Origin of the sequence: Pseudoalteromonas sp. A22 (genome assembly GCF_018141345.1) — a bacterium.
Lineage (GTDB): Bacteria > Pseudomonadota > Gammaproteobacteria > Enterobacterales > Alteromonadaceae > Pseudoalteromonas > Pseudoalteromonas maricaloris.
Map to the genome: position 1 here is coordinate 1,106,278 of NZ_CP047237.1, position 11,735 is coordinate 1,118,012.

The 11,735-nt window shown below is 41.8% G+C and carries 11 protein-coding genes and 1 pseudogene; 11 read left to right on the forward strand and 1 reads right to left on the reverse strand.

Features of this window, described 5'->3' with window-relative positions; translation table 11 throughout:
* The first annotated feature begins 926 nt into the window (after positions 1–926).
* The 10 genes and pseudogenes from GSF04_RS23305 to GSF04_RS04510 all read left to right on the forward strand — a co-directional run bounded on the left by GSF04_RS23305 (position 927) and on the right by GSF04_RS04510 (position 10,216).
* On the forward strand, positions 927–4,760 hold the full coding sequence (locus GSF04_RS23305; protein WP_249122341.1) for a contractile injection system protein, VgrG/Pvc8 family: 3,834 nt from the start codon (positions 927–929) through the stop codon (positions 4,758–4,760).
* A 10-nt stretch (positions 4,761–4,770) separates the two neighbouring features.
* Positions 4,771–5,625 (forward strand): immunity 49 family protein, encoded by an 855-nt coding sequence (locus tag GSF04_RS04475; RefSeq protein WP_211856835.1) that lies wholly within the window; start codon positions 4,771–4,773, stop codon positions 5,623–5,625.
* 428 nt (positions 5,626–6,053) lie between these two features.
* Complete coding sequence (locus GSF04_RS04480; protein ID WP_211856836.1) at positions 6,054–6,761, forward strand: HNH endonuclease; 708 nt, start codon at positions 6,054–6,056, stop codon at positions 6,759–6,761.
* A 9-nt stretch (positions 6,762–6,770) separates the two neighbouring features.
* Entirely contained in the window at positions 6,771–7,238 is a 468-nt protein-coding gene (locus tag GSF04_RS04485) for an SMI1/KNR4 family protein (RefSeq protein WP_211856837.1), read from the forward strand.
* A gap of 47 nt (positions 7,239–7,285) precedes the next feature.
* Positions 7,286–7,490: pseudogene (locus tag GSF04_RS23495) on the forward strand (ISAs1 family transposase); the annotation flags it as partial.
* Positions 7,491–7,665: 175 nt separating this feature from the next.
* Entirely contained in the window at positions 7,666–8,001 is a 336-nt protein-coding gene (locus GSF04_RS04490; protein ID WP_249122342.1) for an immunity 22 family protein, read from the forward strand.
* Positions 8,002–8,159: 158 nt separating this feature from the next.
* Complete coding sequence (locus GSF04_RS04495; RefSeq protein ID WP_211856838.1) at positions 8,160–8,678, forward strand: group-specific protein; 519 nt, start codon at positions 8,160–8,162, stop codon at positions 8,676–8,678.
* Between the two features lie 271 nt (positions 8,679–8,949).
* Complete coding sequence (locus GSF04_RS23310) at positions 8,950–9,180, forward strand: hypothetical protein (protein ID WP_249122343.1); 231 nt, start codon at positions 8,950–8,952, stop codon at positions 9,178–9,180.
* Positions 9,181–9,286: 106 nt separating this feature from the next.
* Positions 9,287–9,964, forward strand: coding sequence for a GAD-like domain-containing protein (locus GSF04_RS04505; RefSeq protein WP_211856839.1), 678 nt, complete (start codon positions 9,287–9,289; stop codon positions 9,962–9,964).
* An 84-nt stretch (positions 9,965–10,048) separates the two neighbouring features.
* Positions 10,049–10,216, forward strand: a complete 168-nt coding sequence (locus GSF04_RS04510) for a hypothetical protein (RefSeq protein WP_211857512.1) — start codon at positions 10,049–10,051, stop codon at positions 10,214–10,216.
* Positions 10,217–10,269: 53 nt separating this feature from the next.
* On the opposite strand, the gene GSF04_RS04515 is transcribed toward GSF04_RS04510, so the two are convergent.
* Positions 10,270–10,803, reverse strand: a complete 534-nt coding sequence (locus GSF04_RS04515) for a DinB family protein (protein WP_211856841.1) — start codon at positions 10,801–10,803, stop codon at positions 10,270–10,272.
* A gap of 186 nt (positions 10,804–10,989) precedes the next feature.
* On the opposite strand from GSF04_RS04515, the gene GSF04_RS04520 reads away from it, so the two are divergent.
* On the forward strand, positions 10,990–11,718 hold the full coding sequence (locus tag GSF04_RS04520) for a glutathione peroxidase (protein WP_010605622.1): 729 nt from the start codon (positions 10,990–10,992) through the stop codon (positions 11,716–11,718).
* Positions 11,719–11,735: the final 17 nt, after the last annotated feature.

The following is an 11,735-nucleotide window of genomic DNA, read 5'->3' on the forward strand; positions in this document are numbered from 1 at the left end:
CAAAGAATCGTTGCGCAAAAGAAAAGGCACTCCCTCATCACCCGAAAAGCATACTTCTCGGCGGGTGAACCGCCTCCCACAAAACTATTTGTACTGTGGACTAAGAGGCTACGCTGATAGTTTTTGTAACCCTTGCAAACGGCTTAATCGTAAAAATCGTAGACGATCTCACAAGCAACTTTATTCCCCCTTCATCACACCCGAAAAGCATAAGTCGATATGCAATGTGCCGACAGGATGTCGGCTAAGTCTTGTCTGGCATAGGGACGTGCCTTACAAGGCGGTTGCACTATGTCGGCTTAGGATTTGAGGATTGAGTGTGATGCTGGGGCGACGTTTTCTTGGTTCGTTCTTTTTCATCGTTTAAAAAGAATGAACGAGAAGCGCATGGATGCGCTTTGATACGAGCCATGGAAGGGCAAGGCTAATATGTCCTCCTGACAGGTTTCGACGCCCATCCATGGGCTACGACATACTTTTCTTTGATGCCCAAAGAACAAGTAAGCAAAAGAAAAGGCACTCCCAACATCACACTGACTCCTCAAGTAAATTGCCAATATGAACGTCACCGCGGTGTAAGGGCCATCCTTGGCCCTGTCACCGCTTTTCACGCATCCATGCGTTGAAATGACTCATTGGCAATTTACTTTCGGGTGTGATGAGGGAGACACAAGGCGCTGATAAGTTCTTTTGGTGCTTGTAAGCGACTTAGCTGCTTCAGGAGATAAAATCAGAATTAACAATCAGCGCTACTTTCCTCTCTCCAGCACACCCAATAAGTATTCGAATGCTGAATAAAAAAATGAGTTAAAAATGCTTGCCTTTTATGTAACAATAGCGCGCAAATAAAAACCAATTGCAGCACACTAGGAAGTAGTACTGCGTATTGGTGGAACGGCTTTAACCAACAACAGTGGACATAAAAAATGCAAACAAGGATTGTGGTGTATGGTACTAACCATCCTGTACATGTCGTCGATTTTGAACTCACGACCTGTATCAATAGCGGCTTTTTACTCAAAGCGAACCTAGAATCCCAATTTGACCTTGCTGATGAGTTACTCGTCGGCAATATGCTCACGTTTGAAATTGAGTCACCAGATGCAATATCAACGTATTTCACTGGGACTTTGTTTGATATCCAATCTGGTTTTGTGTCTGAGCACACCTGTGGTGCAGAGGTGGTCTTAAAGCCTCGCCTTGAGTTACTTAAGCAAACAGAAAAAAGCCAAATCTTTGTACAAGCCAATGTCCAGTCTGTCCTCAATAAGCTGATACAAAAAGCCGGCTATTCACAAGACCGGATAAAATGGCGAGTCACTAAAGATTTACCCACGCTACCGCAGTGCGTACAAGCGCTAGAAAACGACTACACCTTTTTCAGCCGACTCTTAGCAAAGTACGGCTTAATTTATTGGTTTGAATGCCATGATTTTATTGAGTCGATAGTGATTGCCGAGGGGAATCTTGCAAGCCCCTATATTGAGCGAGGCTTGCTGTCGGTAACGGATAAAGATGGTCTGGTGCACGAACATGAAACCGGCTTTGTTGGGTTTACGCAGTGCCAAAGCCGCCATCGTTTTAGAATGGGTGGCTCACAAGTGCATATGAATGCCCATCCGCCAACCTCGGTCAGCTCGGCCCAGCGTAGCTATTTTGAGCCTGCTGCACACAATCCTGCTGAGCAATTTGAGCGCACTGGCAATCTCGAGCTTGCCTATCAACAAGGTAAAAATGAAGTCACGCTGGTAGGAAACGTAGCCGAAGCCAATGCCGGTTATTCGTTTTCGCTAAATGGTAAATTGGGCACAGCGAAAGGTGGCGATTATACCTGTATTCGCAGTAAACAGGTGTATAAGCAAGGCAGTGCCAATGACCCTAAGCAAGTTGCATATCATAGCGAGTCGGTGTGTGTACCACGGGGTGAGCCAATACGTATCGCTCCCCCAGAGCATAGTCCTAAACCGATGGTGTTTACCGCCACAGTGCGCTCGCTGTCGGGGTCAAAGGCCAATCCTCATCTAGATACACAAGGGCAATATGCCACGCAAGTACATTTTGATAGTCAGGTGACCGAGTCGGTAAAGCGCCTCACACAATATGCCTGTCGTGGTCAAAAGCAGCCGACAGGGTTACACTTTCCACTGCTGCCAGACAGTAATGTGCTCATCGGTTGTATGAACAACGACCCTGACCAAAGTTACCTGTTAGGGTTTGCGCTTAATGACACGCAACCATCTGTTGTTACTAGCGCCAATAACGCCCAAAACGTGTTGTGCTCTCGCGGCCAAAACCTATTGATGTTTGATGACACCCCAAAAACCCCGCATATTGTGTTGCAAACCCTAGCGGGCAACCAGCACTTGGTGTTACATGGTGATAAAAAGCAGCCTTATATTCACTGGCTTGCGCAACTTGGCGCGATGAATATTTTTGCAGCCAAAGACATACAACTTGGCAGTGTTAAAAGCGCAATTCGACTACTCACCAATAAAACCTTTATTGCCAGCGCCAAACAACAACTGGCACTGGAGAGTAAAAAGTCAGTGATTATTGATGCAGCAACCAACCTAGACGTCACCGCCAATCAAATTGACGTCAGCGCCAAACAAGATTTGACCCTTAAGGCGGGTCGCAGCCATCGCAGTGTTATCCAAAGTGATATCAACCTCAAGGCAGACAACAACCTTACCATCACCGCCCCGGCGGGAAGTCAAATCATTCAAAGCCAAGGCAATATCACGATTAAAGGCAGTGGCTCTGGCAACCTCACTCTTGCCAATGGCGGCAGTGAAATCAGTATTGACTCAAGTGGTAACGTCAACATCTTTGCAGACAAGTTACTGACCTTAAAAGGCAAAGCCATGACTGTGTTTGACGGCAGCATGGAGCAAGATATTGGTGGTAAACAAAGCGCCACGATGCCGAGTGTACCGCAAATAGCACAGTTAGCTGAAAATCAACGCTTGTCGTTAACCGCTGATGGCGTAGCATCACTTGCGGATAAAACCATTGACCTTTCGTATTTTTATAGCGATGGCACACCAGTAGAAGACATTGATTACGAAGTCGTGATGGATAACGGCAAAATATACACAGGCCAGCTTAGTGGCGGTACCGCAGAAATCATTGATGTGCCTGCTGGGAATTATACCGTGAGTTACATCGGCGAGGACGAAGAGAAGATTATCTCGTTACGCCAAGAGCTTCGCACGGCCCTTGACCAAATGGTTGCAGAAATCCGCAAGCAAGCTGACATTCAAGAGCGCCTGATTGATGACGAAAACCTTGGGATGCAAGGGCTTATTTATAGCGGTGCATTCTTATACGGGCTTTATCAGCAAGGAGAAAGCATTGTAACGGGAGTCGCAGATTTAGTCGAAGGCACAGCAGGAGCAATTTATGATGTTGGCGCAGCAACTTTCCGTATTTTGGGCCATCTTGCAACTGGCGATGTGGAAGCTATGCGGGCAGAGTTACAGCAAATTATGTCAACTGCCTCAGAGTCCATTAATGGCATTGTTGAAGCGTTTGAGACATTAGTTATTATTGCAGAAGATGAAGAAGCGCGTACTTTACTTGCAAATTTCCCAGCTCGTTACTTTAACGCCCATTCCAGTGTTGAACGCACCAGAATGGCAGGTCGCTTGTCGTTTGAAATACTGCTTGCCCTTACCACCTTTGGTAGTGGTGCAGTGGTTTCTGCTATCGCTAAATCCAATTACTTTGTTAAAGCAACCCGCGCATTGGAAAAGCTCACTCAAGCCACCAAGTTAAAACGCTTAAATTACACTCGCTCGGGTACAACTGAAAAAGTACAACTAGACCGGATCCCAAAGGTCGAAACCGACATTGACGACGTTAAAAGAATTGAGTCTGTCGCACCCGCCTCAGTTGCATTAAAAGTTAACCCTAGGACGCATGTTCAAATATTATTGGATGACTTTTTAAGTGATGCCCCAGAGCATGTAAAGAATAATTACCGGGTTGCATTACGAGATGGAAAACCGTATATAACAAGACGAAACCAAACGGTCAGTGACCAATTGCAGTATGTTGACGGCCAAATTGTTTTCGCCTCGAATAGAATTGATACACCTAATAAAGTCTTGCAACGCTTGAAGGTTGACCACAAGTCACTCACTCCAGCGGCAAAACAAAAGCTTAGGGCGCTAGAGGCACAAAGAAATCAAGCCATCGCCAAACGCGATGCCGCATTAAAGTCTGGTAATGCAGAGCACCTTAAAGCAGCATATAAAGATATGCGTGCAGCCAGTGAAGAGCTGGGTGAAGAAGCCGCCCGGATCTTCGTAGAACAAAATTACCCAGGAGCAACACCACTGAGATCAAAGTTGCTCACAGATGGTAAGCAAGGACAATTTGACCAATTATATCAAACCGAAGACGGTAGACTCCTAGTTATTGAAGCCAAAGGTGGTAGCGCAACTTGGGGGAGTCGAATGGCCGGAACAAAGCGTGCTCAACAAGGGTCTAGAGCCTATATGGATTCAATTTTTAAGAATTATGAGAAGAAACTAACAGAATATATAGCTGACCCGAAATATGGTGACCCAAATGAGGCTAAGTTTAACGAGCAGGTTAAAGAATTGAGTAAAATGCTTGATGAGTATGAGAGCGCTATTGAAATGGAAGATTTTATTGACAACCCTATCGAATATATTGGTGTACAGCAAAAAGTCTCGGGTACAGAGGTAAAAGGAGCTATTGATGCAACCATTTTTGATATTAAAAATATTTGAAGGATAGAAAATGATTAAGAATCATTACACTTATGCACCTGACACCTATAAAAGAAGTCAAGAACTTTACAATAAATTGTCAGATAACAGGGTTATTGAGGGGATCAAGAATAAACCCCACACTGCCATTTCTAGGCTGTATAAAAAGAACTTAAAAACGCTTTTTATTGAAGCTCTTGAGCATCCAAATAGCCAAAATGCGTGGAAATATCTAGTACGTGCACAAGAACTAAGCTTAGGAATTTTTCAATCCAATGATAACCCTGGAAAGCCATTCAAACTTTGCTATGATAACCAACTAATTGAGCTCAATGGTGCACTAGACTCGGAAGAAGCCGATATATTTAACTGGCCTACCGCCATGTACCTCGCAATAATTACGCGAAATCAAGATGCGATTGATTATCTAATTCAAGTTGATGATTCAGTTTTTAAAGCGGCTAACTATGCTGAGCAATTCACTCCTTTTGATTACGCGCTAGTTGATTTGCTCAAAGCCATTTTTACGCCTGACGCAGACTTAGCCTCGGCAATTGAAAAAGCATTAATTACTAGTAATCCGGATGACTACAAATACGATGAGGCTTATCACTATGCTAGTAGACTCTACTGGCCCGTAGTTTCCGCAATTTTAGGTATATTTACCGATGATGGCGGCGTAGAGTTTAATCAGGCGATTGAAAAGGCAACGCTACTTCATAAAGAATACTACGATACCAAAGAAGAGAAATTTGAAATTGATGGCGCACTATCCATTCCCCTCACTGCCATGGCTTCATTAGCAAAAGACATTAAAGGCTATGATTTGACCACAGAAAATGGCTATATACCTGAGTGGCTGGTAAACCCTAACCCACCAAAATGATTAAGGTAAATTAAAAAAAGATGCTAAACCACACTCTTTAACAACATGGATGTTGCAAGGCTAGGTTCAATTATCCTCCTAGCCTACATTCCTCATTAAATTTCTTCTGCTGCTTTCGTTTACATTTTTAATTAGAGAAACCGAGGTAGCTAACTTTCAACTGCTTTATTGAAATGGTATGCAGTGGTAAGACAAAGCCGTAAATAAAGACCCAAGACATATCATAACCATAGTCAAAGTTATCTTAAAAAAATACCGGAGAATCTCTCTCTGCTGCGCTTGCCGTACTGCGGCTTTTTACCCAAAGAAAAGTCGCTAAAGGCGACCCAGTTAAATACCTAAGAGACATCAACTGGCAAGACCTAGGAAAACAATCCGCTACGGAAGTTAAAAACATCGTCAAAGGCCTGCGCGATTCACTTGATGACATGTCTACCAGTTGGCACTACGACCTACTACTCCCTGACGCTGCCATCGAAGGCATGCAAGCCACGGTTAAACGCCTAGACGACGTCACCCCCAAAATCGACCAGTATATGCAACAAGCCGCCCAAGAAATCGGACAGCGAGTTAATAAAGCACTGGATGAGTATCAAGGCCAATCACCAATTCGAGGCGTCACCGACAAGCCCACCAAAGCCAAAGCCGATGAATTGGAACCACCAAAAGGGAATGAGCTGCCCAGCGGTCAAAACAAGTTGTTAGCAGCTGAAAAACTAGAGATACAAGCTTCCGATTATGCGAGTTTAATTAATTCAAATAAACCTTGGTCTTGGAAAGATTTTCCAGAAGGCGATAAGCTTACTATTAAAGAAAAAAGAGCAATCAAGCAAAAGGCTATTGATAAAGGTTTGGTTCCTAATGTTTCGTTTAAATCTGGAACAAAATACCCTGACTTTGCGTCAGCTGGTTTAATTAAAGCAAAGTTAGAATTGCCAGAAGGACTATGGAAAAAATCAGATTACATTCAATTTAAGTGGCTCGATGAAAAGTTGCCTGTAGGTATGAGAGATGGTAACACTTGGCATCACTCAGAGATTCCTGGTGTTATGGAGTTGGTTCCTTTTGGTCCTCATAATATGATTAACCACCAAGGTGGAAGGTCGAAAGGCCATTGGGCATACAGCAAAAGATAGAGGTTATATATGATCACTAAACGTAATGACTCTTATGAGTTAAATAACTCAAGCATATTTGAATTGGAAAGCTTTTGCAGAGTGAAACTTCCACATTCATTTATCGAGTTTTTCCGCAACAACAATGGCGTTGCTTTTGAAGGGTTAACTTACGACATAGACAATGAGGAGCGGTTGATTGAGCAAACACTTCTTATTACAAACGATTCAAACTTGTCAGACGATATTATGCAATACGAAATAAAAGTAGTACTCGCTCAGATTGAAGAGCGCCTAACCGACAATGAAGATTTAGTGGGGGCTGAGTTACTTCCTTTTGCTCATGTTTTTGGTGGAGACTTTTTATGTTTAAACTTCAAAGATAGCGATATTGAGCCGTCAGTTGTACTCTGGGATCATAATGAATCAGATGAATTAAGTCCTGTTTTTGTACTAGTTTCGGATAGTTTTGAAGCTTTTGTTGAACGTCTCTGCTAGGCTGAATATAGGTAATATAAACGGTTAGTTTGCGTCCCCCTTATTAGCATTGGGTATTAGATGTCGTAATTAAGAAAGGTGCTTGTCAGAAAAGTGAACCAATTTCGGCGGAAAACTGCACTGTTCAGACCGGTTGTTTATAACTTTGTAAAACACACTGGTCGTGAAGATTCGATACGTCGCAAATATGTACGAACCTCAATTGACGATGAACTTGAGGCAGAGCTGACCTTCAGTGTTAATGGTAGTTAACACTGTATGCTCTCACCCTGGGATCGAGAGCTCCAAACTCGAAAAGATCTACAATCAATTGCAAAAAATAATAAAAAGATCTGAAAGTCTAGATCCTTAAAAACAATATCAGAAAGTGGGTTGAAGGTGGTTATATTTCATTGCCCAAGGGATTTCATAAATAAGGCGCATTAAAATGACCAAAGAGGAATGCCTAGAAGAAGACGACTATTATACTCAGAGGTTTGAAAAAGAAGGTGTTGTTTCTATATGGCTTGGAGTTGAAGCTGCGGATGAATCTATAGAAGTTGATGTTCTACAAGATCTGTGTGGCGTTGGTTATTATGACTTAGCAAATCAAGAATCTGAGTATATAGAATCAGGAATTGTCGATATTGCAGAACTTTTTACAGAAATATCTTATGCAAGTTCCTTTGAAAAAAGTGCCATAGACTCTGCTAAGTCAATCGGTATTACCAAAGCAAGGTGGCTTATTTGTCAGTTTGATTTTGATTATGACCCTAAAAAATAGCACGCTCTGTTCAAAGTGACCCTGTTTTTATCGGTTCATTTGCTTATGAGGAAGATGATTAGAATCTCAAGTGGATGTGAATCCATATCTATTTATTAAAAAGAACGTGAGTATTTTCTAAGTAAGTTAACTTATCATTAAAAATATTTTTATTAGTCATGATTAACGAAGTTGTAATAGTAGTTATACGCTATCAAAGCAAAATTCGCTGGTTTAAGGGAGAACGAGAGTTATGGATATTAGATTTGGTAAAACTAAGAGACGCTTTTATAGAAAATGGATATCAAGTTCCGGAGCTTGACGACTCTGATAGGTTTGGCCTCCATACTTTAGATGAAAATAATGTAGAAACTTTTCTGGATAAAATTCAGGGTAATGAAATAAGTTGCAGAGAACTAAGTAAGAGACTGGCATCTAGGTTCCCATCAGCTAGATCTTGGTGGGATGTTGCTGATTTATTCCCTATCATGTTTATCGACTTTGATGCTAAAAGTGTAGCCGCATTTTATCATGAGGGCGTGCAAATGGAAAAGTACATACCACAACATTGGAACGGTGAATTTATAGATTTTGCAAATGAGTACCCAGAGAATATTTTTCCTGATGATGACAAGTTCTGGGTAAAAGGCGATTCTGACTTACTTAAAGTTCTAAATGAACGAGCTAGAAAGCAATGATATTATTCGAAAGCTGTGTTCGCTGATTTTCGGAGAATATTAGTACAACACATCTAAGATAAAAGCTTTTATTAAATAGTCAGGATCACCAGCTCAATTCATAACTGCTTAGCGCTTCGGGTGTCCGAGTTAAGTGAAAATACAAACATCGTTTCACTACCTTCAAAATCAGATGCTGTAGGGGTTATTCAAAGCCTCCAATAGAGGCCCAAGACATGCCACAATCGTAGGCAAGGTTATCTTAAAAAATGCCGGAGAGTCGCTCTGCGCAGTGCTTCAGATCTTTACACAAAGAAAAGTTGGTAAAAGCGACCCAGTTAAATACCTAAGAGACATCAACTGGCAAGACCTTGGAAAACAATCCGCCACGGAAGTTAAAAACATCGTCAAAGGCCTACGCGATTCACTTGATGACATGTCTACTAGTTGGCACTACGACCTACTACTTCCAGACGCCGCCATCGAAGGCATGCAAGCCACGGTAAAACGTTTCAGTTTATAGGGAGTTTCCGGTATGGATGAGGCAGCAAGGGTTGCGTTGAGAACAATGGGCCCTACCACCCAAATGAATATAGAATTAGAACGGTGTAAGTAAGGAGGTTAGAATAATGACCAAACAATTTGAAATAGATGAAGATTTCGAGTGGTTTCTTGAAAAATTTGAAGAGCCTACTGAAAAAAATCAAGCCCCAGCAGAAATAATAAAAAAGTTTGAAGGTAAACTGCCTACTAGATTATTAGAATATTGGAGTGAATACGGATTTTCTGGTTTCGGGGAAGGGCTTTTTTGGTTAACTAATCCCGATGATTATGATGATACCTTAGATGCATGGCTTGGAGATACAGATATCGTCGAGCAAGACACATATTATGTAATTGCTCGCAGTGCTTTTGGAGAGCTATTCTTATGGGGAGAGAAATTTGGACATAAATATCTAATCGACCCATCTCACGGTTGGATTATAGAGAAAGAAGGTAATGCCGAAGACATAGCAGTTGGAGAAGAAAACGATGCCATACAGTTTTTCTTTGGTGCAAAAAGGCCAACATCGCTGGATATAGATGATACGAGTGGAGGCTTACTTTTTGAGAAATGTAAACTTCGATTATCTCAATTAAAATATAACGAAATGTATGCTTTTGAACCCGCTTTTTTTCTTGGTGGGCAGCCTACCATTGACAATGTCAGTAAAGTAAATATTTTCGCCCATCTAAGTGTATTAGCATCATTTGGTCAGAAAGAAATACTAGACCAACAAGGGCTTATAGCTAAGGCTTATTCATAATAAATGCTCCTGTTATTAAAGTAGCAAATAAAAACTACTTAACTCCTTACCACTAAAAACACTTACTTATTAATTGAAAATGCGATGATGATTAACTTTGAACTCATCGCTAATCAAATTGACGTAAGCGCCAAACAAAATATCACCCTTAAGGCCGATCGCAGTGTTATCCAAAGTGATATAACACTCAAGGCAGACAACAACCTCACCATCACCATCACCGGAATTGGTTTAGTCTTTATAAGCGGGTGATGCCACTAGCACAAAACACTAGACATAACGAAGCGGTAAAGCCAGCCAAAGCACTAACCAAATGATATGGGGATCCGAGCTAATAGATCGGTTTCTCCCATATCAATACCAATCTGGCTGAGTAATGTCGTTATTTGCCCTCTATGGTGCGTCTGATGATTAAATAAATGATGCACTAAAAAACCAAACTTGCGAGAAAAGGTTTTACCTTGTGTGTTTTTGTAGTGTAAATCGGCTGCAAGCGCCTCCTCAGTGACTTCATTCGCAAACTCAATAATCACCTTATCCATTTCAGCTCTTGCCTGTCTCAACGCTGCAAAATCTTCATACAGCATCGCATCAAGTTTTGTCGGCAGTGGCATCGTTGCTACAACGTTCAGTGCTTCAAAATGATAGCTATGCTTTGTATAGCGCTTAAGCCAAATAATATCGGCAACAAGAATATGGTTTAACGATCCCATGATGGAGCCAAAAAAAGCCCCTCGATCTTGATGTAATTCCGTGGCGCTCAATCCCGAAACAACTTCATATAACTTTTCGTTCATCCAGCGATTGTAATCCGCCATTAATTCAAAGTTTGCTTTCATCTAAATATTCCCTGCTCTTGTAAAAATTGACTAATCTCAACTTAGCGGCATTGGCTAGGTTAAAAAATACAAATAGTTGAAGTCGAAACCAATCAATTTTATTGAACATTTTAATCTTAACTATCAATTATACAAATCAAAATGCGCACGGCATAATGGCTACATCAACTTAAGAAGGAAAGCAAAATGTTAAAGAATATTGAAGGTCAACGCGTACCACAGGTTACATTCCCAATTAGAGAAAATGAAGAGTGGAAGCACGTCACCACCGATGAAATTTTTAAAGGTAAAACTGTAGTTGTATTTTCTTTGCCTGGTGCCTTTACACCAACTTGTTCGTCTACGCACTTACCGCGCTATAACGAGCTTGCTAGCGTATTTAAGCAAAATGGTGTCGACGAAATCGTGTGTTTATCCGTTAATGATACGTTTGTAATGAACGCATGGGCACAGTACCAAGAAGCGCAGAATATTACACTACTACCTGACGGTAACGGCGAATTCACTGACGGCATGGGCATGTTAGTTGATAAAAACGATTTAGGTTTTGGCAAACGCAGCTGGCGTTATTCAATGCTGGTAAAAGACGGTGTGATTGACAAAATGTTTATCGAACCAGAAAAGCCTGGCGACCCGTTTGAGGTATCAGACGCGGATACTATGCTGGAGTACATTAACCCGCGCCAAATCAAACCAGAGCCGGTTACCGTTATTAGCAAGATTGGCTGTCCATTCTGTGAAAAAGCCAAAGCCTTGCTAAAAGAAAAAGGACTGGCATATGAAGAGCTGGTACTTGGCCAACAGGCATCGCTAACCAGCCTTAAAGCGCTATCTGGTCGCGAAACCGTGCCGCAAGTATTTATCGGCGGTAAACACATCGGTGGCTCAGACGATTTAGCTGAATATTTCGCTTAATCATTCATCCCCCACAA

Bases quoted from the DNA above. Each gene is read 5' to 3' on its own strand.
- GSF04_RS23305 (WP_249122341.1), top strand. From the start codon at position 927: ATGCAAACAAGGATTGTGGTGTATGGTACTAACCATCCTGTACATGTC.
- GSF04_RS04475 (WP_211856835.1), top strand. From the start codon at position 4,771: ATGATTAAGAATCATTACACTTATGCACCTGACACCTATAAAAGAAGT.
- GSF04_RS04480 (WP_211856836.1), top strand. From the start codon at position 6,054: ATGTCTACCAGTTGGCACTACGACCTACTACTCCCTGACGCTGCCATC.
- GSF04_RS04485 (WP_211856837.1), top strand. From the start codon at position 6,771: ATGATCACTAAACGTAATGACTCTTATGAGTTAAATAACTCAAGCATA.
- GSF04_RS04490 (WP_249122342.1), top strand. From the start codon at position 7,666: ATGACCAAAGAGGAATGCCTAGAAGAAGACGACTATTATACTCAGAGG.
- GSF04_RS04495 (WP_211856838.1), top strand. From the start codon at position 8,160: ATGATTAACGAAGTTGTAATAGTAGTTATACGCTATCAAAGCAAAATT.
- GSF04_RS04505 (WP_211856839.1), top strand. From the start codon at position 9,287: ATGACCAAACAATTTGAAATAGATGAAGATTTCGAGTGGTTTCTTGAA.
- GSF04_RS04510 (WP_211857512.1), top strand. From the start codon at position 10,049: ATGATGATTAACTTTGAACTCATCGCTAATCAAATTGACGTAAGCGCC.
- GSF04_RS04515 (WP_211856841.1), bottom strand. From the start codon at position 10,803: ATGAAAGCAAACTTTGAATTAATGGCGGATTACAATCGCTGGATGAAC.
- GSF04_RS04520 (WP_010605622.1), top strand. From the start codon at position 10,990: ATGTTAAAGAATATTGAAGGTCAACGCGTACCACAGGTTACATTCCCA.